The organism is Sulfitobacter sp. IGS-18, from assembly GCF_059628195.1.
Genome location: NZ_CM184556.1, coordinates 61,384 through 85,824, shown reverse-complemented (window position 1 = coordinate 85,824; position 24,441 = coordinate 61,384). Strand labels below are relative to the sequence as shown.

The following is a 24,441-nucleotide window of genomic DNA, read 5'->3' as shown; positions in this document are numbered from 1 at the left end:
GAAGTATCCTCTTAAAAGTCGTGTTTCCGTATGTTGCGCAGCATGGTTTGCAGCGTGGCGACAAAGTTGCGTTGTTCAGTTGCGCTGATGCCCTTGAACATCGCCTCGTAGGAGGCAGACATATGGGGCCACAGCCGGTCATAGGCCTCGCGCCCCGCTTCCGTCAGGAACACCCGTGTTGCGCGGCTGTCTTTCTCGTCGGTCTCGCGGCGGATCAGACCGGACACGGCCAGCGCGTCCAGGGCGCGGCTGAGTGTCGATTGCTGGACCACGGCATAGACCGCAAGTTCGCGAATAAGGATCCCGTCGATGACGGACAACACCGCCAGTGACCGCATCTGCGGCGTCGTCAGCCCCAGCTCTGCCATTTCCGAGGACAGCGAGGCATTGTAGCGGCCAATAATGCGGTTCATCAGATAGGGGGCGAAATTTTCCAGGCCCATTTCGCCCAGTCGAAGAGATTCCTTTTCCGTATCCTGTGGCTTCATGCGCCCAGACCTTTCGCAATGTTGGAGCCCGAACCGCCACCCAGGCCCGGCCCGGGATGGGTCGATGCACCGATGTGGTAAAGCCCCTTGATCGGCGTGGCGTTGTTAGACTGCGTGGCGTAGGGGCGCCAGACAAAGAATTGGTCAATCGTGCAGGCACCGCCATAGGGGTCGCCGCCGACGAGGTTGATGTTCATGCCTTCCAGGTCCGCCGGGGAATAGGCCCTGCGTGCGAGGCGGATGTCATCCCAATTCCGGATGTGCCGTTTCAGGATGTTCTCGATCCGGTCGGCATAGGCTTCGCGCATGGTCTCGGTCCAGTCGGGGGTGGTGTCGATCTCTGCCGCCGCATCGCCCTTGATCACGCGGGGGGCATCGGGGATCTGCAGCCAGAGGATCGCCTTGCCCTCGGGGCAACGGGTCGGGTCCAGCCGGTGCGGTTGCCCGACACAGATCGTGGGCGTTTCGGGCAACATGCCCCGCTCCGCCTCGTTGCTGGATTTGGATACGGAATCTATTCCGTCGGCGAGGTGGATCAGCGCGACATCTTCAAGCCCCTCGGCCTCCCACTCAACCGGTCCGTCGAGCGCATAGTGGAGCTGGAAGTTGCCCCGCCCGTGGCGGAATTTCTTTGTCGGTTCAGGCAGCGGTTCTGCCTTGAGCAGATTGTCGTAAAGCTGGCCGGGTGCGGTGCTGGCGATCACGTTGCGGGCCCGCAGTTCTTCACCCTCACTGGTGCGCACGCCAATGGCTTTGCCGCCCTCTGTCAGGATGCTGGCGGCCTCCACCCCGGTGCGGATTTCCCCACCATTTGCCCTTATCAGAGACGCAAATGCGGCAGCGGCCTGTCCCGCGCCGCCCTTGACCACGGGCGCGCCCGCAGCCTCCAGCGCGAATGCAATCACGCGGGTCATCTGACCGCTGTAGCTGGCTTCCGGCGTCAGGCCGACGTGCAGCACCCAGGGCGCCCAAAGCGCCTGCACATCGGCGCTTTGATAGCGCGTCTCAAGCCAGCCGCGCGTCGGTTCCAGAGCCTCCCCGAACCATGTCTTCAGCGGGCCGACACCGCGCTTCCATGCCTGTTTTGCCAGTAACAGTGCCGTTTTCCCGGACCAGAGCGGCTGACCCAGAAGGGCAAAAAGGAAGGCTGCGTCCTGTTCGACCCCGCGCACATCCGCGCCATGTTGATCACCGTCACCGGCGCAACGGCTGTTGAAGGTTCTGATGTTGCTGTCGCGGTCCATTGTCAGGGTCAGCGCGCTGCCATCCGGCCTGAGCACGGCCGTGGGGTGCGCGGTATGACAAAACTCAAGCCCGTGCCTTGCCAGGTCGCTGCCCAAAGCCTCATGCGCGGGGCCGGTCAGGAACAGAACGAAGGTCGCGGCCATTACATCATGGTGGAACCCCGGCAGCGTGACCTGATCGGAGGTGAACATGCAGCCCCCGATCCTGTCCTCGCGTTCGATCATCAGCACGGAGTCACCCTTGCGCGACAGCATGGCCGCCGCGACCAGGGCATTGATGCCTGATCCGATGATCAGATGATCGACCGCCGCCACCCCTTAACCCTTGGGTACAAGTGCCAGCGCGCGAATGGGGCTGCCTGTGCCGTTCTCGATCTTGAGCGGGGCAGCGATCAGCACGGCACCCTTGGCCGGCAGCTTGGACAGATTGGCCAGGGATGCGAGGCCAAAGCAATTGTCACGGTGCAACAGGTTGTGGGCAGGGAAGGGCGGTTCCATCCCGCCGGCCTGACCGGCGTCGGTGCCGATGCATTGCGTGCCCCATCCGACGATCTTCTTGCCAAGCAGGTATTCGATGGCTTCGGGTGTTGGTCCGGGGCTGTGCGGCCCGGTGTCGTCCGCGTTCAAGAAGCGGGCTTCGTCATCGGCGCGCGAATCCCAATCGGTGCGCATCACCACCCATTCGCCTGCCTTGATCTCTCCGTGTTCCTTTTCCCAGGCCTTGATGTGGTCGGCGGTCAGGAGGAAGTCTTCGTTCTCTGCCGCTTCCCTGGAGCAGTCGATCACGTTGACCGGTGCGATCAGGCGCTGCACATCCAGCTTGTCGGTATATCCGTCGGCGTGGTCCTTGCCGGTGATCCAGTGGTGCGGCGCGTCGAAATGGGTGCCCGTATGCTCGCCCAGAACCATCCAGTTCCATGCAAAGAACGGGCCGTCGCTGTCATATTCGGAAATCTTGTGAATTTCGACTTTCGGCGTGTTCTTGGCAAAATCCGGCGGCAATTGCAGGATCGGGGTATTCGGCCCGAGAACACCCGTGCAATCAACCACCTCAACACCGCCGGAGGCCAGCATTGCCCCCAGATTGCTTACAACATCCGTCGCGTTCATTTGATCGTCTCCCTGGATCTGCGTGCTTGGCTTCACGCTATAGTAGATGAATCAATGCTAGACAAAATTACATGCGTTTGCAATTATCTTATGCAAGGAGCCTTGAGCGCATGACGCAGAATCCCGACGCTATTATCATCGGCGCAGGACACAATAGTCTTGCCTGTGCGTGTCATCTTGTGTCGCGCGGCTGGAAGGTTGCCATCTACGAACAGAACGCCAAACCGGGGGGTGCGGTGAAAACCGGCGAATATACCTTGCCGGGCTTCCGTCACGATTGGGCGGCGATGAACCTGTCGCTATTCGCCGGCTCGGCCTTTCACCAGCAACACGGCGCGGAACTGGCGCAGCACGGGCTGGCCTTTGCACCCACAGCCAATCCGTTTGCCAGTCTGTTTCCCGATGGAAGGTGGCTTGGCGTATCGAGCGACGCGGCACTCACGACCGCAAGGATACGCGGGTTTTCCGATGCGGATGCGGCGGCTTGGACGACGCTGACCGAAAGTTTTCCCGCCGACGCAGAGGCGATCCTTGGCGTGTTGGGCAGCCCGATGAACCTGCGGGCGCTGGGCACCCTTGTGGGCAAGACATGGTGGCGTCGCGGCACGGCAGGATCGCTTGATCTGGCGCGGTTCCTCACGATGTCGTCTCGGGCCTGGCTGGATCAGACGTTTGAGAGCGATCACGTCAAGGCGACTTTGGCCGCCTGGGGCATGCATCTGGACTTTGCACCCGACATCGCGGGCGGTGCTGTCTTTCCCTATCTGGAGGGGATGGCAGGCCAGGCCTTTGGCATGGTGCTGGGGCAGGGTGGCGCCGATACGATCACCAGCGCCATGGTCGCGATGATCGAGGCGCGCGGCGGGTCGGTGCAGTGCGGAACTTCGGTCAGCAGCATCGAACAGGTCGCCGGGCGGGCGATCGGGATTACACTGTCCGATGGCACGGTGGTCCGGGCGGAAAAGGCAGTGATCGCCAATCTGTCGCCGCGCGGCCTGATGAAATTGACCGGTGGCACGGGCGACCCCCGCCACGAACGCGCGATGAAGACGTTCCAGCATGCGCCGGGCACGATGATGATCCACCTGGCCATGGACAGTATGCCGAACTGGCCCGCCGCCGAATTGAAACGATTTGCCTATGTTCATCTGGCACCCTCAATGGACCAGATGGCGCGAACCTATGCGCAGGCCATGGCTGGGCAATTGCCGGAGGAGCCGGTGATCGTCTGCGGGCAGCCGACAGTTGTGGACCCATCGCGCGCACCGTCGGGCAAGCATGTTCTCTGGCTTCAGGTGCGGATGGCCCCCGGCCAGATAAAGGGGGATGCAGCGGGCACCATTGATGCCAGAAACTGGCAGGATGCCGCAGAACCCTTTGCGGAACGCGCACTGGATATCCTGGAGCGTTACGCACCCGGCACCCGTGAAAACATCATCGGAAAACACGTGGTTACCCCGGATATGTTCGAGGCGGACAATCCCAACCTCGTGGGGGGCGATCAGGTCTGTGGCAGCCATCATCTGCACCAGCATTTCATGAACCGTCCCGCACGCGGTTATGCCGACGGGACAACGCCGATCAGAAATCTTTATCACACCGGCGCTGCAGTCTGGCCCGGTGGCGGCACAGGAGCGGGACCCGGCACCCTTCTGGCCAGAAAACTTGTCGGAAACTAAAAAATTGAAAAACAGGGGAAGAACAATGTCACTTTCAAGAAGAAGTCTGCTCAAGACATCAGCGGCGGCCGCCGCTTTTGCAACCGTCGGTCTGCCCAGCTTTGCGCAGGAGATCGACGAGTTGGTGATCGCCTATAACGTAAACCTGCCCAGCTGGGACCCGACCGTCGGGCCATCTGCGGTCAACCCGACCATCCAGGGTTTCTATCAATCGGTTTTCGATGTTTTCATCCATCAGAACCCCGACCTGTCCTTCGGGTCCGGTCTGATCACCGACTGGGGCTGGAACGAGGACAACACAAAACTGTGGATGGATGTGCGCGAGGGTGTGACATGGCACAACGGTGATCCTTTCACAGCCGAAGATGTCGCATGGTCGCTGCAACGGGCTGCAAATCCGGAAACCGGCAACCCCATCCAGTTCATCTGGGGCAAGGTTGATAACATCACCGCCGAAGGCAATCGCGTGACGGCGGACGTCAAGGAATTTGAGCCGACCTTCTTCAAGTGGATGAGCTTTCTCACCGGCTATGTCCTGCCCAAGAAATATTACGAGGAAGTGGGCGCAGAAGGGTTCGAGGCAGCACCCATCGGCACCGGCCCCTACATGGTGGAAAAATTCGAACGCAACGCCTTTGTCCGGCTGAAGGCCAATGAAAACTACTGGGGCGGTGCGCCGGAGTTCAAGTCTGTGACGATCAAGTTCGTGACCGATGCGGCCAGCCGCGTCGCCGAGATTGAATCCGGCAATTCCCATGTGACGCTTGAAGTGCCCTATGAAGAGTTCGACCGGCTTAAGGCCAAGGACGGTATCAATGGCGTGGCAGAGCCGATTTCGGACATCGGCATGATCTTCCTGAATGACATTGAGGTGATGACCGATCCGAACGTGCGCAAGGCGGCTGCACATGCCATCGACAAGAAGCTGATCATTGACCGTTTGCTGTCGGGCTATGGCATTCCGATCGACACGCTGCAGACGCCGGATTACACCGCCTATGACGAAACCACCAAGGTTCCCTTTGACCCGGAACTGTCAAAGAAGCTGCTGGCTGACAGCGGTTACGGCCCCGACAACCCGGTAAAGTTCAAGATCCAGACAACCAAGGGGTTCAAGCCCAAGGATTACGAGATGATCCAGGCGATTGTCGGGCTCTGGCGTCGTGTCGGGATCGAGGCGGAGATCGAGGTCTATGAGATCGCCAAACACTACGAGTTGCGTGCCGCCGACACGCTTGCGCCCGCGGCTTTCTACAACTGGGGCAATTCGATTGGCGACCCGTCAACCTCCACCGGCCATGCCATGTTCGGGCCCTCGCCGCACTCGGTCTGGGACGGCCAGGAAACTTTCGACGCGATCCTCCCGCTCTGGGCTGAAGCGGACGAGGAGAAGCGTATCGAAGGCTGGAAGGCAGTCGACCGCATGATTGCCGAAAACGCCGAGGTGATCCCGCTGTTGCAATATGTTCAGCCGATCCTTTTCGTGTCGGGCGTCAAGGTGACGCCGCATCGGTCGGGCGCGCTGTTGCCGCATCTGATGACCCGGGCCTGAGGCTTCTTCCTGACTGGTGGGGTCGCCTGCGCGGCCCCACCCCTTTTTCCGGGTTTCTATGACACTCCTGCGCACGATCTTTCTGCGGCTGCTGACCACCGCCATCACGCTGTTTGGCGTGGCGGTGATTGTCTTTGTCGTGATCCGGGTGGTGCCGGGCAATCCCATCGCGATGATGCTGCCACCCGGGGCCACCGAAGCCGACATTGCGCGATTGCAGGCGCAATACGGGTTCGACAAATCCATCTTTGACCAGTTCCTGATCTGGCTGAGCGGTGTTTTGCAGGGTGATTTCGGCACCTCCATCTCCCTGCGCCAGCCGGTTTCACAGCTTGTCCTCAACCGGCTTCCGGCCACGCTTGAACTGTCCATCATGGCGCTGCTGATGGCGGTGCTCATGGGCGTGACGCTGGCATTGATCGGCACCCGGTTCCGCGACGGCAAGACCGAAGGCGTGGTCGACGTGACTGCCGGAATGGCGCTTTCGATCCCTGATTTCCTCTGGGGGCTCGTGTTGATCCTGCTGTTTGGGGTGTTCTGGCCGGTGTTCCACATATCGGGGCGCATTTCGCCCGCGCTCAATGTCGATTTCACCACCAACTTCTACCTGTTCGAGGCCATTGCGCGGCTGCGCTTCGACGTGATGGCCGACCTTGCCGCGCATATGTTCATGCCGGCCCTGGCCCTGGCGATCCCGTTGGCTGCAATCGTCTCGCAATTGCTCAAGCAATCGCTGAAGGAAACCATGCATCTGGACTACGTGACCCTGGCCAGAACCAAAGGGTATGGCGAAAACCATGTCATCACCCGCGAAGCATTGCCGAATGCGATCCTGCCGACGCTGACGCTGGTCGGGGTGCAGTTCACCTTTCTGATCGGCGGTACCGTGATCATCGAGCGCCTGTTCAGCTATGAGGGGTTGGGCAACATGGCGATTGATGCCGTGATCAATCGCGATCTGCCTTTGATACAGGGCATCGTGATCCTGTTTGCCATGCTGTTCACCCTCGTGAACCTTGCCGTCGATATGCTTTATGTCGTGCTGAACCCGAGGCTGCGCCATGCGTGACGCCCGCGGAGATCTGCGCCGACCTGTGGGTCTGCGGCTTTGGTTATCCGGAGGATGGCTGACCCTGCTGGTGCTGGGGGCGGTATTCGCACCCTGGATCGCGCCCAAGGATCCGCTGATGCAGGATCTGTTCCTGGGCCGGTTGCCGCCATTCTGGGAAAGCGGGACAGAGCCGGGTTTCTGGCTGGGGACGGACTCACTTGGCCGGGACGTGCTGTCGCGCATGCTTTACGGTGCGCGTCTGGCGCTGGAGGTGGCAATGATCGCAGGCACGCTGACCTGCATCATCGGCGCGGCGCTGGGCCTGATCGCGGGATATTACCGCGGCTGGCCGGACCGGATCATCAGCCGTTTCGTGGACATCTGGATGGCCTTTCCGCCGGTGCTTTTTGCCATTCTGCTGATTGCGGTCCTGGGGCCGGGGCTGTGGTCGATCATCATTGCCATCGTCGTGATCGACTGGACCCGCTTTGCCCGGGTGATCCGCGCCGAAGCAATGAGCCAGGGCGCGATGGACTATGTCGCCTCCGCCCAGGTGGCCGGGCGCAAAAGGTTTGGCATCATGCTGACGGAAATCCTGCCGAATGTCCTGCCCACCATCGTCGTGCTGCTGACCCTGGAAATGGGGATCGCCGTGATCGTCGAGGCGATCCTGTCCTTCGTGAACCTGTCGATCTCTACCGACAGCCCGACATGGGGCGGCATGATCGCAGAGGGGCGCACATCGGTCCATCAGGCGTGGTGGGTGCTGGTCTTCCCCCTGATCGCCCTGTTCCTGACGGTGCTCAGCTTCTCGCAATTGGGCGAAGGGTTGAAAGACCGCTTTGATCCGGTGCTGAGATGAAAAGTTTCCTGTCGATCCGCAACCTGTCGGTCCGGCTGAAGAACGGCAGCCCGATCCTGCGGTCGGTCTCGCTGGATGTCGCTGCCGGGCAGGTGCATGGGCTGGTCGGTGAATCCGGGGCGGGCAAATCCATGATCGGCAAGGCCGTGCTGGGCACCCTGCCGCGCGCGCTGAGCGTTTCGGGTGGTGAGATATGGCTGGATGGTACCGACCTGATGTCGCTGCCTCCGGCAGAACGGCGCAGGCGCATCGGGGCCACGGCGGCGCTGATCCCGCAGGATCCGCTGACCGCATTGAACCCGTCGAAACGGATCGGGCCGCAGATCACACGCCGTCTGGTCGATATCCTGGGCTGGTCGAAGCAGGATGCGCAGGACCGCGCGCTGGAGCTGTTGGGAGAGGTCCACATCCCCGACCCCGCGCGCGTGATGCGGAATTACCCGCATGAGCTGTCAGGCGGCATGCGGCAGCGCATTCTGATTGCGTCGGCCTTTGCCGCGGAACCGCGTCTGATCATTGCCGATGAACCGACAACCGCACTTGATGTGACGGTGCAGAAACAGATCCTGCGCCTGATCGCGGATATGCAGACGCGCCACGGGACTGCGCTGCTTTTTGTGACCCATGACCTCGGCGTGGTGTCGAAAGTCTGTGATACGCTCAGCGTTCTATATGCCGGAAAAGTGGTGGAGGAAGCGCGGATGCATCGGTTCTTCATGCGTCCGATCCATCCCTATTCGGCGGCGCTGCTGGCGGCAACGCCGACCTATACCGATCCGACCGGCAGCCTGACGCCCGTGTCGCAGGAGGTTATTGACGGGGTGGAGGCCGAAGTGGCCCAGCATGACGCGAGGCGCGCGCGATGATGTATCAGATCAAGGATCTGCATCTGTCCCTGCCGGACATGACCCGAAAGCCGTTGTTAGGGCCTGCGCGGCGCATCGAGATCCTGAAAGGGCTGACGTTTGATGTGCCCAAGGGGGCCGTCCTGGGTATTGTTGGCGGGTCGGGATCCGGCAAGTCGACCCTGGGCCGTGCCATGCTGCGGTTGCTGGAGCCGACTGCGGGCGAAGTTGTTTTTGACGGGCAGACCATCACGCATCTGAGCGAAAATGCCCTGCGGCCCCTGCGGCGGCGTTTCCAGATGATATTCCAGGACCCGATGTCATCGCTGAACCCGCGCCGCCGGGTGGGCGGGATCATCGCGGGGCCGCTGCTCCTGCATGGGTTCGACGGGGTTCCCGGCCGCGTGGCCGAAGCATTGGATATGGTGGGGCTGCCGCGCCATTTTTCCCGCCGCTATCCGCATGAATTGTCCGGTGGTCAGCGCCAGAGGGTCGGCATCGCCCGGGCCATTGCACTGCAACCCGATTTCATCCTCGCCGATGAAATTGTTTCCGGCCTTGATGTATCGTCTCAGGCGCAGGTCCTGAATCTGCTTGGGGAGTTGGTGCGTGATCTGGGTCTGACGCTGGCTTTCATCAGCCATGATCTCTCCGTGATCCGGCGTCTGTGCAACCGGGTGGTTGTCCTGCATCAGGGTGTCATCGTCGAAGAAGCAGAAACGGCACAGCTTTTCGCTGCGCCCAAGGCGCGTTATACGCAGGAGTTGTTGCAGGCGATCCCCTTGCCAGACCCGTTCCAGAAGTGGCTGTAATCACGCCGAACCTGCCTATTATACTTATTAGAGACTGAACATGACCGCTGATCCCGCCTATTTCCTGTATCATTCGATCGGACAATATCCGGGCAAGGCCAAGGATATGGCCGCTGCACTGACGGGTTTTTCCCAGGATTGGGGCCGTCATGACGATGCACAATGGCCAAATGTGCTGACCGCACGCGCCGAATTTCTGGACCTCTGGCGCGACCTGATCGATGCGCCGGAGGGAACGCTGACTTCGGCAGAGAATGTGACAACCGGGCTGTTCTCAGTCCTTGGTGGTTTGCCCGATGAAGTCTTGCGCGGCAGACGGGTGTTGGTCGGGGCGGATTGCTTTCCTTCGCTGCATTTCCTGCTGAACGGCATGGCGGACCGGCTGGGATACACGCTTGAGACCGTACCGCTGAGGCAAGGCGAATTCTGGGTCCGGGACGAAGACATGATGGCATCCTGGGGGCCCGACGTCGGGCTGGCGCTGCTGACATTCGTCACCTCTATGGCATCGCATCGTTGCGATCTTGCAGCGCTTAGCGCCCATGGCGCGCGCATGGGGTCCATTGTCGGGGTCGATCTGACGCAAGGCATTGGCATCTTGCCCTTTTCGCTGGCCGAAACTCCTGTGGATTTTGTGGTTTCGACCTCCCTCAAATGGCTCTGCGGCACCCCGGGTGCCGGCATCATCCAGATGCGCAGCGATCTGATCGAGCGGTGTCAGCCCGAATTGCGGGGCTGGTTCTCGCAGGACAACCCGTTCTCCTGGGATCTGGACGGGTTCGAATATGCACCCGATGCGCGGCGGTTCGAACATGGCACGCCCTCTGTCATGGCCTGTGTCGGCTCGGTTCCCGCGCTGAAATGGCAGTCAGGGCAAACCGGTTTGCTGGATCATAACCGCAGCCTGACGCGGCAGGTGATCGCATGCGCCGAAGAAGCGGGTCTGCCCCTTGCCTGCCCGGAAAACGAGGACCGCCGGGGCGGATCGGTGATGTTGCAATTGCCCGGTGAAAGTGATCCTGTCGCCATTGTAGACGGGTTGCGCGCCAGGTCTGTCCATGTTGACGCAAGGGGGCGGATTTTGCGCATTTCACCCGGTACAGTGACTGATGAAACGCATGTCCAGCGGCTGTTCGAAGGGCTTGCAGCGTTGATCTGAGACAGGGATTTGCCATGCGCATCGCGATGTGGTCCGGGCCGCGCAATCTGAGCACGGCGATGATGTACAGTTTTGGCGCAAGAGCCGATTTCACCGTCATGGACGAGCCCTTTTACGCGGCCTATCTGGTGCAGTCCGAATTGGACCATCCGATGCGGGACGACATCATCACCCACCACGAAACCGACCCTGAAAAGGTTTCGGCGGCCTGTTCCCGGGGCGGTTCACCGCATCTTTACATGAAGCATATGCCGCATCACATGTTGCCGGGCATGCCGATGGACTGGGCCGAGGGATGTGTGCATGTCCACCTGCTGCGCCATCCCGCGCGGGTGATTGCCAGCTATGCGGCCAAACGCGAGGCGCCGACGCTGGAAGACATCGGATTTGTCCAGCAGGCGCGCCTGTATGACAGGATCGGCGGGCTTGTGATCGACAGCACCGATGTTCGTGCCGATCCCGAGAAGGCGCTGCGCGGTCTTTGTACCGCTATTGATCTGCCGTTTGATCCCGCAATGTTGGAATGGCCGGCAGGGCCAAGGGCGGAAGATGGAATCTGGGCCAGCCATTGGTACGGCGCGGTGCATCAGAGCACGGGGTTTGCCGGGGCAGAAGGGCCGTTGCCCAGGCTCGACGCCGAACAGGCCGCCCTGGCTGAAAGGGCAATGCCACATTACGAAAAACTGTGGAATCAGCGGCTCGGAAAATAGAATCCGGTTTTCGTGAAACTTCTGCGTCTCCCGTTCCGTGGCTGCGGCATACATCAAGAGGGAGACAGAGATGAAATATGTAACGAGTTCGATTGCCGCACTGACCCTGACAGCAGGTGTGGCTTTTGCCGCAGCGCATGCCACGCCGATGGTCGAGGCATCTGATCAGGATGTGTCGAATGGCGTTGTCAGCGCGGACAAGGTCGTCGCGGGCGAAAACGGCTGGCTGGTGGTGCACCGCACCGATGCCGATATGAAGCCGGGCCCAGTGGTAGGTTACGCCCCCCTGCGCGGTGGCGAGAACATGGATGTCGCCGCGATCCTTCAGGAAGACGTCGCATCGGGCGACATGCTGATGCTGATGGTTCACTCCGAAGCGGGTGGCATGAAAACCGGCGTATTCGAATATACGCTCGGCGCCAAGGAAGACGGCCCGATCAAGCCGGATGGCAACCTCGTGATGACGGTCGTCAAGGCCAAGTGATACCAGCCGCCTAACGAGTTTCCGGTTTTGGTAACTTGAAGCTTAAATTCACCAAAAGGGCCCGGATCTTGCGATCCGGGCCCTTTTTTGTGTTGGCGTCGGGGCCTTAGCCCTTCATGCGCTTGTCGCGGGCAGCCAGCAGTTTCAGGCGCAGCGCATTGAGCTGGATGAAACCTGCCGCATCTTTCTGGTCATAGGCGCCGGCATCATCCTCGAAAGTCACATGCGCCTCTGAATAGAGCGAGTGATCGGACCAGCGTCCCACGGTCCGGACGTGACCCTTGTAGAGTTTCAGACGCACGGTGCCGGTGACATGGGTCTGGCTGGCGTCAATGGCGGCCTGCAGCATGGTGCGTTCGGGGCTGAACCAGAAACCGTTGTAGATCAGTTCGGCATAGCGCGGCATCAACTCGTCCTTGAGGTGCATGGCACCGCGGTCGAGCGTGATGGATTCGATGCCGCGATGAGCCTCAAGCAGCAGGGTGCCGCCGGGGGTTTCATAGATCCCACGGGATTTCATCCCGACAAAACGCCCCTCGACCAGGTCGAGCCGCCCGCAACCGTGTTTGCCGCCCAGTTCATTGAGCCTGGTCAGGATGGTGGCAGGCGACATCGCCTCGCCATTGATGCTGACCGCATCGCCGCGTTCAAATCCGATTTCGACATATTCGGGCTGATCCGGTGCCTTTTCCGGATCGACAGTGCGCTGATAGACATAGTCGGGCGCGTCAATGGCCGGGTCTTCCAGCACCTTGCCCTCGGAGGAGGTGTGCAGCAGGTTGGCATCCACGCTGAAGGGGGCCTCTCCGCGTTTGTCCTTGGCGACGGGGATCTGGTGCTTTTCGGCAAACTCCAGCAGTTTTGTACGGCTGGAAAGATCCCATTCGCGCCAGGGGGCGATCACCTTGATGTCCGGGTTCAGCGCATAGGCGGCCAGCTCGAACCGTACCTGGTCATTGCCCTTGCCGGTTGCACCATGTGCAACGGCATCGGCCCCTGTCTCGGCGGCAATTTCCACCAGACGCTTGGAGATCAGCGGGCGGGCGATGGAGGTGCCGAGCAGGTAGAGCCCCTCGTATACGGCATTGGCGCGGAACATCGGGAAGACGAAATCGCGCACGAATTCCTCGCGCACGTCTTCGACGTAGATCTCGGAAGCGCCCATCATCTCGGCTTTCTTCCGGGCCGGTTCCAGTTCCTCTCCCTGACCGAGGTCAGCGGTAAAGGTCACGACCTCGCAGCCGTATTCGGTTTGCAGCCACTTCAGGATGATCGAGGTATCTAGGCCGCCGGAGTAGGCGAGCACGACTTTCTTGGGCGCGGACATGGATGGTTCCTTTCTGACTTGGATCGCGGGGTATCCGGTTTTGCGGTCACGGGCAAGATCAGCTTGCCACGTTGACCTGTGCCGCCCGCGCGCCTATCGAGTTTGAACGCAAGCCGGAGACAGGTGGCATGACAGAGAATTTTCAGGCGATGGCCACATTGGCGACGGCCAGGATGCGGCAGGTATTTCCCGCCACGCCGCTTTTGCGCAATGAGCTGTTGTCGGAGCGGTTCGGGGCGGACATCTGGCTCAAACGTGAAGACCTGAGCCCGGTCCGGTCCTACAAACTGCGCGGGGCCTTCAACGCCATGCGAAAGGTCATTCCCGATCAGCAGCTTTTTGTCTGCGCCTCGGCGGGCAATCATGCCCAGGGCGTCGCGTTCATGTGCCGTCATTTCAATGTGCGCGGCGTCATCTTCATGCCGGTGACCACGCCCGAGCAAAAGATCCTGAAGACGCGGATGTTCGGCGGCAGCGCAGTGGAGGTAAAGCTCGTCGGAGATTATTTCGACAAGACGCTGACGGCCGCACAGGAGTTCTGTGCGCGGGAGGGGGCACATTTCCTGTCTCCCTTTGACGATGAGGACGTGATCGAGGGGCAGGCATCGGTCGCGGTCGAGATCGAACAGGAACTGGGCCGCGTGCCGGATCACATCATCCTGCCGGTTGGTGGCGGCGGGTTGTCTGCCGGTACGCGCAGCTATTTCGGGACAGATTGTGCCTATACCTTTGTCGAACCTTCCGGCGCGAAAAGCCTTGCCACCGCCCTGGCGGAGGGCAAGCCGGTGGATGTGTCGCCGATCAATTCCTTCGTGGACGGTGCTGCGGTTGCGCGGATTGGCGCGCGCACCTTTGCGCGTCTGGCGGATGTGTCGCCGGAAGACGTGATCGACCTGCCGGAGGACCGCATCTGCCAGACCATCATTGAAATGCTGAATGTTGAGGGGATCGTGCTGGAACCTGCAGGCGCCATGGCGATCGAGGCGCTGGGCGATGTGGCAGAGGCGATCAAGGGAAAGACGGTTGTCTGTATCGCATCCGGCGGCAATTTCGATTTTGAGCGTCTGCCGGAGGTCAAGGAGCGCGCGCAGCGTTATGCGGGGCTGAAGAAGTACTTTATCCTGCGCCTGCCGCAGCGTCCCGGCGCGCTGCGCGATTTTCTGGACCGGCTTGGTCCTGCCGACAACATCACCCGGTTTGAGTACATGAAGAAATCGGCGCGCAACTTCGGCTCTGTTCTGATCGGGATAGAGACGGATGCGCCGGAGAATTTCCCGGCCATGTTCCGGCGGATCGACGAGGCCGGTTTCACCTATACCGACATCACCAATGATGAAACACTGGCGCAATTCGTGATCTGAGGGGAGAGCAGATGCAGTTCAAGGGAAGTTCGGTTGTCATCACCGGCGCAGGTGGCGGCATTGGTGCCGCGATTGCACGTGCGGCAGCGGCCAGGGGCGCGCGGGTCTGCGTTTCCGACATTGATGGTGACAAGGCGCGGCAGGTCGCAGAGGTGATCGGCGGCATTGCGGTTGCCTGCGATGTCACGGATGAGGCGGCGATACAAAACCTGATCGAAACCGCCGGGGCGGCGCATGGCGCGGTGGACATCTATGTCTCTAACGCGGGGCTTGGGCGGGGTGACCCCTCTCATGCGGCCTCACAGCCGAATGCGGACTGGATGTTGAACTGGAACGTGCATGTGATGGCGCATGTCTATGCCGCCCGCGCGCTGCTGCCCGAGATGATTGCGCGGGGCAGCGGCCACCTTGTCAACGTGGCCTCGGCGGCGGGGCTGCTGAACCAGATTGGCGATGCTGCATATTCCGCGACCAAACACGCCGCGGTCAGCTTTGCGGAATCCCTTGCGATTACCCATGGGGCGGATGGCATCGGGGCGTCGGTGGTCTGCCCGCAATATGTCGCGACACCCCTGTTGGGGATGAGCGATGCTGACGCGGATCCGGATGCATCGCTGCTGACCGCCGATGACGTGGCGCAGGCAGTGGTTGCGGGCGTGGAGGAGAACCGGTTTCTGATCCTGTCGCATCCGGCCGTACAGGGCTTTGCGGTGCATCGGGCAAAGGATCATGATCGCTGGATTGCCGGGATGCAGGCGCTGCGGGCAAAGGCGCTGGACACCTTTGGTGAAATCAGGGTCCAAGAATTTTACAAACTGGTCTGACTGTCAAAGGCCGTGGGCAAGGCCTGCAGGAAAGCCGCCTTGGACATTGCGTAGGCTGACAGGATCGGATGAAGATCGACCTGGCTGGTGCCACCCTGCGCGGCCAGAGTCTCACCAGTCTGACAGAGGTCGGAGAACCTGGTGAAGCCCAGGTTCAGCGCGCTGCCCTTGAGGAGATGAAGGTCTTCCTCCACGGACAGGGGCGACTGCCCCTTGGCCAGCCGCGCCGTCACTTCTTCAACCTCCTCGATGAAAAGAGCGACGATGTCGTCAAAATCTTCTGCCCCGACTTCATCGCGCAGCCTCGCGACCTGAACCCAGTCAATCATTTTCCCAGTCAATCATGCACCTGTTCCTCCGGCCCGGGCAGCATGAGGTTCATAGATTAACAGTGTCTTTGCAGACCGGGGCCCTTTGACACGGATTTTACCTTTTAAGAGCTCTTAACCTGTTTGGTCCAATGGTGGGCATTCCGGACCAGTGAACGTAACAGAAGCAGAGAACCGATCAGAAAATGCGGAATTTCAGCGCGGCCAGACATCCCGAAACGCTGGCCGACAACCCTGTTGCAAAGACCCGGATCCTTGTTGTCGATGACAGCCGTCTTCAGCGGCGTCTTCTGACCGGTTCATTGGTGAAATGGGGGTACGAGGTGATCGAGGCCGCCTCGGGCAAGGAAGCGTTGCAGCTTTGCGCCGACAACCTTCCCGATCTGATCCTGAGCGACTGGATGATGCCGGGCATGACCGGGCTGGAGTTTTGCCGCGCCCTGCGGGATCTGCCCGGCGAACAGTTTGCCTATTTCATTCTGCTGACCTCCAAAAAGGAGAAGGAGGAAGTGGCGGTGGGCTTGCACTCTGGCGCGGATGATTTCTTGTCCAAACCTGTGGACAATGCCGAGCTGCGGGCGCGCATCACGGCGGGCGAACGCATTATCAACACGCAGCGGCAGCTGTGTCGCAGCAACCAGATGATCCGCGACACCCTGGCCGAGCTTCAGGGCCTCTATGATTCGCTCGACAAGGACCTGCTGGAAGCCAAGAAGCTGCAGCAATCGCTTTTGCCCGAACGGCACAGGGTCTTTCGGGGTGGCACCCTGTCCTTGTTGCTGCGGTCCAGCGGACACGTTGGCGGCGATCTGGTCGGCTTTTTCGAAGCCGGGCCGCGAAAACTGGGCCTGTTCGGGATTGATGTGTCCGGTCACGGCATCAGCTCTGCCCTGATGACCGCGCGCCTTGCCGGTTACCTTTCTGCGTCGTCTCCGGGTCAGAACGTGGCCTTGATCCCGGATGGTGAGGACAGCTTTGTTGCCCGGCCACCGGCACAGGCGATTCAGGCAATCAACGAACTGGTGCTGAACGAGATGGAGACGGAGCATTACTTTACGCTGATGCTGGCCATCGTCGATCTGGACAGCGGGTTGGTCCAGATTGCACAGGCCGGGCACCCACACCCCGTCATTCGCCGCCGGAACGGGGATATCGAACAATTCGGCACCGGTGGTTTCCCGGTCGGGCTGATCAGCGGCGTATCATTTCAGCAATTCGAGGTTCAGATGCACCCGGGGGACCGGCTGCTGATCCTGTCGGACGGGTTTACGGAATGCCCGGACCAGACCGGCCAGATGCTGGGAGAAGCCGGGCTGGAGGAGATCGTAACCAGCCTTGGCGACATGCATGATGAGGCGTTTTTGTCGGGGCTTTTATGGAAATTGTCCGAATTTGCAGGCGCGATTGATTTCTCTGACGACCTGTCCGGCATCATGTTCCAGTTCAATGGCGATGCACCGCCATAGGCTCAGGTCAGCAGCGCCAGATACCGCTGGAACATCAGCCGGTCGCCGTCATTCCCCAGGTTTTCGATACATTCCGAGGCAGAGAGGACCAGGGTGACATGATCCGGTTCTGTCGGCGGTGTGATCTCTCTCACCGGACGGGCGACATAGACGGTGCACAACTTTTCGGCCCAGAGGTCGTATTCCGGCATGAAGACGAACCGCCGGAAGGCACCCAGCCTGCGGGGGGCCGCGATGCGCCATCCGATTTCCTCCATTACTTCGCGGTGCAGCGCCTGCATTGGCGATTCGCCCGGATCTATGCCGCCGCCCGGCAGTTGCACGTCGATTTCCGGGGTCACCTGCGCAGTCATCAGGAAACGGGTCTTGAGGGGCAGAATGGCATATGCTCCCGGCCGCAGACGGTAGGACCGGTTCTTTTGCGGTGGCATGCCCATACGCCTGATCATGACCGTCCCCTTTATCCCCGGGTTGCTGCTCCTATATAGACGCGGTATGCCAAGCGACCTGCGATAAGGAAACCCCCATGACTTCTCCAACCCTGCCAGGAAACAAGATCGCCTGGGATGACAGCGTATTGCCGTTTCAACTGGACCATTCGAACATTCGTGGTCGGGTGGCCCGTCTGGATGGCGTGTTGGAAGGGGTGCTGCGCCAGCACAACTATCCGCCGCAGGTCGAGGCGCTTGTGGCCGAGATGGCATTGCTGACCGCCCTGATCGGCCAGACGATCAAACTGCGCTGGAAACTGTCCCTGCAGGTGCAGTCGAAAGGCGCGGTGCGGATGATTGCCACCGATTACTATGCGCCGGAGGCTGACGGTAAATCGGCCCGTATCAGAGCCTATGCCAGCTATGATGCGGATCGGCTGACAGATGCGGCACCCTTCGAACAGGTGGGCGAAGGGTATTTTGCAATCATGATTGACCAGGGCAAGGGGATGACCCCCTATCAGGGCATCACACCCTTGAACGGCGGGTCCCTTGCGGCCTGTGCAGAGGCGTATTTCGCCCAGTCAGAGCAGCTGCCGACACGGTTCTCACTCAGCTTTGGCCGGTCCTCCGGCCCTGACGTGGCAGAACACTGGCGCGCGGGCGGTGTGATGTTGCAACATATGCCCAAGGCGTCGCCTTTTGCCGCCAAGGGCGAAGGGTCGGGCGAGGTGCTGCAGGCCCATGACCTTGTCGATGGTGAGGACGAGGAAAACTGGAACCGGGTGAATGTCCTGCTCGATACGGTTGAAGACCTGGAGCTGATCGGGCCCAGTGTCCCGCCCACGGACCTTTTGCTGCGGCTGTTTCACGAGGAACAGCCCAGGGTGTTTGACGCGCAGGCCGTTCGTTTTGGCTGCAGCTGCTCAGAGGAAAAGGTGCGCCAGAGCCTTTCGATCTATTCGGCCCGGGACATCGAAAAGATGACCACGGATCAGGGGCGCGTCACGGCGGATTGCCAGTTTTGCGGCGCCCATTACGATCTCGACCCGGCCACAGTCGGTTTCGAGGCGGAAGGGCAGAATGGCAAATGATCAGATTGACCGCATCCGGGCAGCCTTGCTGCATCCGGGCGCGGCGACATCAGATTTCGACCTGAATCCCGACGTGGTCCTGCCCGAGGGGCGTGTGTCTCGGCCCGCCGGGGTTCTGGCACCAATCCAGCTGGTCGATGGCCGGCTGGAACTGTTGCTGACAAAAAGATCCTCCGCGTTGAAACATCATCCGGGGCAGATCGCCTTTCCGGGAGGCAAGCAGGACCCGGGTGATGCCGATAGCATCGCTGCGGCGCTGCGCGAGGCGCATGAGGAAATCGGCTTGCCGCCTGAAAATGTCGAGGTGCTGGGCACGCTGCCGGTGCATGATACGGTCACCAGCTTTGCCGTGACGCCGGTGATCGGACTGATCCGGGACAGATTTGATATCAGGCCCGAGCCCGGCGAAGTGGCAGAGGTGTTTTCTGTTCCACTGTCGCATGTACTGGATCCTGCCAACTACCTGGTGCAGTCCCGGCGGTGGCGCGGCAGTTTGCGGCACTATTTCACCGTGCCTTACGGTCCCTATTACATTTGGGGCGCAACCGCGCGTATGTTGCGGGAATGGACAGAGCGGATGAAAACCTGATTCCAGCCGATACCGATTGGCTGCGCGATCCCGCCGCTCAGGCGGTGTGCAGCGCCGTGACGGAGGCGGGTTTCGATATCTATTTTGTGGGTGGCTGCGTGCGAAATGCCTTGCTGCATGCGCCCGCCAGCGACGTGGATCTGGCAACGGATGCACGCCCGGAAGAGGTTATGGCCTTGGCCGAAAAGGCCGGGATGCGGGCAGTTCCCACGGGGATCGACCACGGCACGGTGACAGTCGTGCAGGATGGAACCGCTTTCGAGGTGACGACCTTCAGGCGGGATGTGGAAACAGACGGGCGTCGTGCGGTTGTCGCCTTTTCCACGGATATTGCAGATGATGCGCGGCGGCGAGATTTCACCATGAACGCGCTTTATGCCACGCCGCAGGGGGTGGTGGTGGATCCGCTGGGCGGTCTGCCGGACCTTTGGGCGCGCCGCGTCCGGTTCATCGAAGACCCCGCCGCCCGCATCCGGGAAGATTACCTGCGCATCCTGCGGTACTTTCGTTTCTGCGCCTATTACGCGGACCTGGACGGTGGTTTCGAGCCGGACACGCTGGCAAGCATTTCAGAGAATCTGCACGGTTTAGAGACGCTTTCGGCAGAGCGGGTCGGACAGGAGATCATCAAGCTGTTGGGTGCGCCCGACCCGTCGCAGGCGGTTGCCGTCATGCGGGCCATCGGTGTTTTGCACGCCATCCTGCCGGGGAGTGATGACAGGTTCCTGGCACCCTTTGTGCATCTGGAATCGATCTGCAACATTACCCCCGACTGGTCTGGCCGACTTGCCGTTCTGGGCGGCGATGACATCGCGGCACGGTTGCGCCTCAGCAAGTCGGATGCGCGGAATCTCGCCTTGCTGCATCAGATCGGATGGATGGGACCGCCCCTGGCGGAGGTCGCCTATCGTCATGGCCTCCGCATCGCCGAACAGGTGCTGCTGATGCGCTGTGCCCTGAACGGTGAACTGCCGGAAAAAGGTTGTTTAGAGACGATTCAGAGCGCCGCCCGGGCGGTGTTTCCGGTCTCCGCCCGTGACCTCATGCCGGCATATCAGGGGCCCGCGCTGGGCGCGCGCCTGGCGGAACTGGAAAGCAAATGGATCGCCTCGGGCTTTGCCCTGAGCCGCGAGGCATTGATTGGTACATTTTGAGGTCTCGACAGAACAGAGCGCATCCAATAAATGTAAATGCATAAACTTGGAGGGTTGCAAAATGTACCGCGGGATCTGGTTCAGATAAGTCTGACATAACCCACGTCCCGACTGGCTCGCTCGGCGCGCCGGTGCATTTTTGCTGTTTCTGCCCAAGGCCCCTGCCATGTTTCGTTTTTTCGAGAATCTCGTCGACCCTTATATTGCCTATTCAGAGTCTGATACGCCGCCACGCAAGCTCTGGCCGTTTCTGCGTGAGTATTCCATCCCTTTCAAAAAGGTCTTCCTGCTCACCGGGGTGATGTCCATCATTGTTGCCGCGATTGAAATCGGGCTGATCTATTACATGGGCCGTCTTGTTGATCTGCTGGATAGCGATCCCGCACAGATCTGGGCCGATCACGGCATCGAATTTATCTGCGTTGCGGCCTTCGTGCTGATCCTGCGCCCGCTTCTGCAGGGGTTCGACGTGGCCTTGCTGAACAATGCCATTCTGCCGAACTTTGGCACGCTGATCCGTTGGCGCGCCCACCGGCATGTGCTGCGGCAGTCCGTCGGCTGGTTCGAGAACGATTTTGCCGGCCGGATCGCCAACCGCATCATGCAGACGCCGCCCGCGGCGGGTGAAGTGGTGTTCCAGGTGTTCGATGCGATGTCTTATGCGCTGGCCTATATGATCGGCGCGGCGGTTCTGCTGTCTACCTCTGATTGGCGTTTGTTAGTGCCGCTTTTGATCTGGTTTGCCCTTTATGCGGCGCTTGTGAAATGGACTGTCACCCGTGTCGGGCCGGCGTCCAAGGCCGCATCTGATGCGCGGTCCATGGTGACCGGGCGCGTGGTGGATGCCTATACCAACATCCATTCGGTCAAGATGTTCGCGCATCACGACTTGGAAGTCAGCTTTGCCAAGGAAGCCATCGAGAAGACCCGCGTCACCATTCAGAACGAGATGCGGATCTTTACGGTCATGGATGTCGTTCTGGTGGCCCTGAATGGCGTCTTGATCGTGGGTGTTGTCGGCTGGGCGCTGGCGCTCTGGATCGCGGGCGAGGCCAGTGTCGGTGTTGTTGCGGCGGCCTCTGCGCTGACATTGCGGCTTAACGCCATGACCGGCTGGATCATGTGGGCGCTGTCGTCATTCTTCCGCGAGCTTGGCGTGGTCGCGGAGGGGATGGAGACGATTGCGCAACCCGTCACGCTGACCGACCAGAAAGGTGCGGCACCCCTGAAGCTGGAACACGGCCGTATCGAGATCAAGGGCCTGTCGCATCACTACGGGCGCTATTCGGGCGGGCTGAACGACATTTCCCTGACCATCAAACCGGGGGAGCGGATTGGCCTTGTTGGCCGTTCCGGTGCGGGAAAGTCGACCTTGGTAAAGCTGTTGCTGCGGTTCTATGACCCGGAGGCAGGCCAGATCCTGATCGACGGGCAGGACATCACGACCGTGCGCCAGGACAGCCTGCGGCGGCAGATCGGCATGGTTCAGCAGGACAGTTCCCTGCTGCACCGGTCGGTGCGCGACAATATCATCTACGGCAATCCCGAAGCATCCGAGGCCCAGATGATTGCCGCGTCGAAACAGGCGCAGGCGCATGATTTCATCCAGGATCTTGTCGATCCCGAAGGGCGGAAGGGTTACGATTCGCGTGTGGGCGAGCGTGGCGTAAAGCTGTCCGGCGGGCAGCGCCAGCGGATCACGCTGGCCCGGGTGATCCTGAAAGACGCGCCAATTCTGTTGCTGGACGAAGCGACAAGCGCGCTCGACAGCGAGGTGGAGGCGGCCATTCAGGAGACGCTTTATGGCATGATGGCGGGCAAGACGGTGATCGCGATTGCACACCGGCTTTCCACAATTGCGGAAATGGATCGGATTATCGTTCTGGATCAAGGTGCTATTGTCGAAGACGGCACTCATGACGCGCTTTTGGCCCAGGGCGGACTATATGCAGATTTCTGGAACCGCCAGTCCGGCGGCTTCCTGACGATGGATATGGAAGAGACACCCGCGTGAGACTTGCCAACTGGATCGACCCGTTTTCCAAAAGCGACAGCCCGCCGCCGCGGCACCTGATGGGATTCTTCCGCTGGACCCTCAAGGGGTCCGGGCCGGCGCTGGCCACGGCATCGGTGCTGTCGATCCTGGCTGGCGTGGTCGAGGTGATGGCAGCGTTGATCCTTGGCATGGTCGTGGATGCGGCGCTGTCTTCTGACGCGGGGTCGGTCTTTCGGGATCAATCGGGTATCTTGCTGTTGTCTCTGGCCTTCTTTGTGATCCTGCGCCCGGCGCTCTTTGGTGCCAGTTCCTTCATGCAATCCATCGTCATCGGACCGAACGTGTTCAACCTCGTCCTGTCGCGGTTGCATCGCTATACGCTGGGGCAGGCGGTCACCTTCTTTGACAACGATTTTGCCGGCCGAATCTCGCAAAAGGAAATGCAGACCGGGCGCGCCCTGACCGATGTGGTGATCGAGATGATCCACACGGTTCTTTTTGCGCTGGCGTCCTTCATCGGGGCGGTAATGTTGCTGGGCACAGTGGATTGGCGCATCGCGCTGGGGCTGGTGGTGTGGATGGGGGGTTATGTCCTTTTGATCCGCCGCTACATGCCGCTTGTGCGGAGCCGGTCAAAGGCGCGCGCATCTGCCCGCGCCATGGTGACGGGGCAGGTGGTCGACACGATCACCAATATCAAAACGGTCAAGCTGTTTGCCCATGCCGAGCATGAGGACCGCGCCGCGCTGGGCGCGATGAGCAGGTTTCGCGATACCTCACTGGCCTTTGGCAAGGTCAGCGTTTCGTTCCGGTTCTGGCTGATGACAATTGCAGGCCTGCTGCCCGTGTTGCTGGTGGGTGGTGCGCTTTGGTATTGGTCGCTGGGGCTGGTGACTGCCGGCGACATCGCTGCCACCGGCGCCGTGTCACTGCGCCTTGCGCAGATGACCGGCTGGGTCAGTTTCACGTTGATGGCGCTTTATGCCAACCTGGGCGAGGTCGAGGACGGGATGCGCACCCTGACCCCGGCGCAGACCCTTCTTGATGCCAAGGACGCGACCGACCTTGAGGCGGCGCAGGGCGATATCGTCTTTGACGATGTGCGTTACACCTATGGGCGCGGCGGCGGCGGTGTTGAGCATTTGTCGCTGACGATTGCACCGGGGGAGAAACTGGGTGTGGTCGGGGCGTCGGGTGCGGGCAAGTCCAGCCTGGTTTCGCTTCTTTTGCGGCTCTATCCGCTGGAGAAGGGCCGTATTCTGATTGACGGTCAGGACATTGCCCATGTGACGCAGGAAAGCCTGCGGCGGCAGATCGGCATGGTCACGCAGGAAACCGCGATGTTCAACCGCTCAGCCTTTGACAACATCAGATACGGCAAGCCTGACGCGACCCGCGACGAGGTTATCGCGGCTGCGCGCAAGGCCGAGGCGCATGAGTTCATCGAGAACATGCAGGACCACAAGGGCCGCAAGGGATACGATGCGCATCTGGGGGAGCGGGGTGTGAAGCTTTCGGGCGGTCAGCGCCAGCGGATCGCTTTGGCCCGCGCCATTCTCAAGGATGCACCGATCCTTGTGCTGGATGAAGCGACCAGCGCGCTCGACAGTGAGGTCGAAGCGTCGATCCAGGCTGCATTGACCCGTGTGATGGAGGGCAAGACGGTGCTGGCCGTGGCGCACCGCCTGTCCACGCTCACGGATATGGACCGGATCATCGTGATGGACGCGGGCCGGATCGTTGAAGAGGGGACGCATGAGAGCCTGTTGGCCGAAGATGGGCTTTATGCCCGCTACTGGCACCGGCAGTCTGGCGGGTTCCTTGATCTGGCGGCGGCGGAATAGGCCCTTTTTCTATGCCCGTGCACAGGATAT

General features: G+C 60.8%; 23 protein-coding genes. 17 read left to right on the top strand and 6 right to left on the bottom strand.

The genetic code is table 11. The features are described from left to right. Positions 1 to 11: 11 nt before the first annotated feature. Genes ACWNZ3_RS00410 through ACWNZ3_RS00400 form a run of 3 tightly spaced genes read right to left on the bottom strand, consistent with a single transcriptional unit; the run spans position 12 to position 2,842 of the window. Positions 12 to 488 carry a MarR family winged helix-turn-helix transcriptional regulator gene (locus ACWNZ3_RS00410; RefSeq protein WP_269363240.1) on the bottom strand — a complete coding sequence of 159 codons (477 nt, stop codon included), beginning with the start codon at positions 486 to 488 and terminating at the stop codon, positions 12 to 14. Then, positions 485 to 2,047 carry a phytoene desaturase family protein gene (locus ACWNZ3_RS00405; protein WP_496900818.1) on the bottom strand — a complete coding sequence of 521 codons (1,563 nt, stop codon included), beginning with the start codon at positions 2,045 to 2,047 and terminating at the stop codon, positions 485 to 487. The genes ACWNZ3_RS00410 and ACWNZ3_RS00405 overlap by 4 nt, the downstream gene beginning before the upstream one ends. Before the next feature lie 3 nt (positions 2,048 to 2,050). Further along, entirely contained in the window at positions 2,051 to 2,842 is a 792-nt protein-coding gene (locus tag ACWNZ3_RS00400; protein WP_269363244.1) for a cyclase family protein, read from the bottom strand. 110 nt (positions 2,843 to 2,952) lie between these two features. Between ACWNZ3_RS00400 and ACWNZ3_RS00395 the strand changes: the two genes are divergently transcribed. From ACWNZ3_RS00395 to ACWNZ3_RS00355, 9 genes are all read left to right on the top strand, one after another. Continuing rightward, positions 2,953 to 4,521, top strand: a complete 1,569-nt coding sequence (locus tag ACWNZ3_RS00395; RefSeq protein ID WP_496900817.1) for a phytoene desaturase family protein — start codon at positions 2,953 to 2,955, stop codon at positions 4,519 to 4,521. 25 nt (positions 4,522 to 4,546) lie between these two features. Beyond that, positions 4,547 to 6,073 (top strand): ABC transporter substrate-binding protein, encoded by a 1,527-nt coding sequence (locus tag ACWNZ3_RS00390; RefSeq protein ID WP_496900816.1) that lies wholly within the window; start codon positions 4,547 to 4,549, stop codon positions 6,071 to 6,073. A 58-nt stretch (positions 6,074 to 6,131) separates the two neighbouring features. Next, positions 6,132 to 7,142 carry an ABC transporter permease gene (locus ACWNZ3_RS00385; RefSeq protein WP_496900815.1) on the top strand — a complete coding sequence of 337 codons (1,011 nt, stop codon included), beginning with the start codon at positions 6,132 to 6,134 and terminating at the stop codon, positions 7,140 to 7,142. Continuing rightward, positions 7,135 to 7,986: an ABC transporter permease gene (locus ACWNZ3_RS00380; RefSeq protein WP_269363252.1), complete on the top strand. Its 852-nt coding sequence runs from the start codon at positions 7,135 to 7,137 to the stop codon at positions 7,984 to 7,986. The genes ACWNZ3_RS00385 and ACWNZ3_RS00380 overlap by 8 nt, the downstream gene beginning before the upstream one ends. Further along, on the top strand, positions 7,983 to 8,852 hold the full coding sequence (locus tag ACWNZ3_RS00375) for an ABC transporter ATP-binding protein (RefSeq protein WP_114274009.1): 870 nt from the start codon (positions 7,983 to 7,985) through the stop codon (positions 8,850 to 8,852). The genes ACWNZ3_RS00380 and ACWNZ3_RS00375 overlap by 4 nt, the downstream gene beginning before the upstream one ends. After that, positions 8,849 to 9,643, top strand: coding sequence for an ATP-binding cassette domain-containing protein (locus ACWNZ3_RS00370; protein ID WP_496900814.1), 795 nt, complete (start codon positions 8,849 to 8,851; stop codon positions 9,641 to 9,643). The genes ACWNZ3_RS00375 and ACWNZ3_RS00370 overlap by 4 nt, the downstream gene beginning before the upstream one ends. Before the next feature lie 40 nt (positions 9,644 to 9,683). Then, complete coding sequence (locus ACWNZ3_RS00365; protein WP_496900813.1) at positions 9,684 to 10,802, top strand: aminotransferase class V-fold PLP-dependent enzyme; 1,119 nt, start codon at positions 9,684 to 9,686, stop codon at positions 10,800 to 10,802. 14 nt (positions 10,803 to 10,816) lie between these two features. After that, positions 10,817 to 11,512, top strand: coding sequence for a sulfotransferase-like domain-containing protein (locus ACWNZ3_RS00360; protein ID WP_496900812.1), 696 nt, complete (start codon positions 10,817 to 10,819; stop codon positions 11,510 to 11,512). A 70-nt stretch (positions 11,513 to 11,582) separates the two neighbouring features. Then, positions 11,583 to 11,996, top strand: a complete 414-nt coding sequence (locus tag ACWNZ3_RS00355; RefSeq protein WP_114274005.1) for a DUF7282 domain-containing protein — start codon at positions 11,583 to 11,585, stop codon at positions 11,994 to 11,996. Between the two features lie 106 nt (positions 11,997 to 12,102). On the opposite strand, the gene ACWNZ3_RS00350 is transcribed toward ACWNZ3_RS00355, so the two are convergent. Then, positions 12,103 to 13,323: an argininosuccinate synthase gene (locus ACWNZ3_RS00350; RefSeq protein ID WP_114274004.1), complete on the bottom strand. Its 1,221-nt coding sequence runs from the start codon at positions 13,321 to 13,323 to the stop codon at positions 12,103 to 12,105. Positions 13,324 to 13,451: 128 nt separating this feature from the next. On the opposite strand from ACWNZ3_RS00350, the gene ilvA reads away from it, so the two are divergent. Both ilvA and ACWNZ3_RS00340 read left to right on the top strand, forming a co-directional pair. Then, a complete protein-coding gene (gene ilvA, locus ACWNZ3_RS00345) occupies positions 13,452 to 14,684 on the top strand; it encodes a threonine ammonia-lyase IlvA (protein WP_496900811.1) in 1,233 nt (410 codons plus the stop codon). Between the two features lie 11 nt (positions 14,685 to 14,695). Beyond that, positions 14,696 to 15,508: an SDR family oxidoreductase gene (locus ACWNZ3_RS00340; protein WP_496900810.1), complete on the top strand. Its 813-nt coding sequence runs from the start codon at positions 14,696 to 14,698 to the stop codon at positions 15,506 to 15,508. Here the strand turns inward: ACWNZ3_RS00340 and ACWNZ3_RS00335 are convergent. Next, positions 15,493 to 15,837 carry an Hpt domain-containing protein gene (locus ACWNZ3_RS00335; protein ID WP_496900809.1) on the bottom strand — a complete coding sequence of 115 codons (345 nt, stop codon included), beginning with the start codon at positions 15,835 to 15,837 and terminating at the stop codon, positions 15,493 to 15,495. The genes ACWNZ3_RS00340 and ACWNZ3_RS00335 overlap by 16 nt on opposite strands. Positions 15,838 to 16,022: 185 nt before the next feature. Between ACWNZ3_RS00335 and ACWNZ3_RS00330 the strand changes: the two genes are divergently transcribed. Beyond that, positions 16,023 to 17,303: a PP2C family protein-serine/threonine phosphatase gene (locus tag ACWNZ3_RS00330; protein WP_269363268.1), complete on the top strand. Its 1,281-nt coding sequence runs from the start codon at positions 16,023 to 16,025 to the stop codon at positions 17,301 to 17,303. A gap of 2 nt (positions 17,304 to 17,305) precedes the next feature. Here ACWNZ3_RS00330 and ACWNZ3_RS00325 read toward each other — a convergent pair whose 3' ends face one another. Continuing rightward, on the bottom strand, positions 17,306 to 17,752 hold the full coding sequence (locus ACWNZ3_RS00325) for an NUDIX domain-containing protein (protein WP_496900808.1): 447 nt from the start codon (positions 17,750 to 17,752) through the stop codon (positions 17,306 to 17,308). A gap of 77 nt (positions 17,753 to 17,829) precedes the next feature. Between ACWNZ3_RS00325 and hslO the strand changes: the two genes are divergently transcribed. From hslO to ACWNZ3_RS00300, 5 genes are all read left to right on the top strand, one after another. Continuing rightward, entirely contained in the window at positions 17,830 to 18,828 is a 999-nt protein-coding gene (gene hslO, locus ACWNZ3_RS00320) for an Hsp33 family molecular chaperone HslO (RefSeq protein WP_269363273.1), read from the top strand. Beyond that, positions 18,818 to 19,417, top strand: coding sequence for a CoA pyrophosphatase (locus tag ACWNZ3_RS00315; protein ID WP_114273998.1), 600 nt, complete (start codon positions 18,818 to 18,820; stop codon positions 19,415 to 19,417). The genes hslO and ACWNZ3_RS00315 overlap by 11 nt, the downstream gene beginning before the upstream one ends. Further along, positions 19,393 to 20,571, top strand: a complete 1,179-nt coding sequence (locus ACWNZ3_RS00310) for a CCA tRNA nucleotidyltransferase (protein WP_496900807.1) — start codon at positions 19,393 to 19,395, stop codon at positions 20,569 to 20,571. The genes ACWNZ3_RS00315 and ACWNZ3_RS00310 overlap by 25 nt, the downstream gene beginning before the upstream one ends. Before the next feature lie 166 nt (positions 20,572 to 20,737). Next, positions 20,738 to 22,585, top strand: a complete 1,848-nt coding sequence (locus ACWNZ3_RS00305) for an ABC transporter ATP-binding protein (RefSeq protein ID WP_496900806.1) — start codon at positions 20,738 to 20,740, stop codon at positions 22,583 to 22,585. Then, entirely contained in the window at positions 22,582 to 24,411 is a 1,830-nt protein-coding gene (locus ACWNZ3_RS00300) for an ABC transporter ATP-binding protein (RefSeq protein ID WP_496900805.1), read from the top strand. The genes ACWNZ3_RS00305 and ACWNZ3_RS00300 overlap by 4 nt, the downstream gene beginning before the upstream one ends. The last annotated feature ends 30 nt before the right edge of the window (positions 24,412 to 24,441 follow it).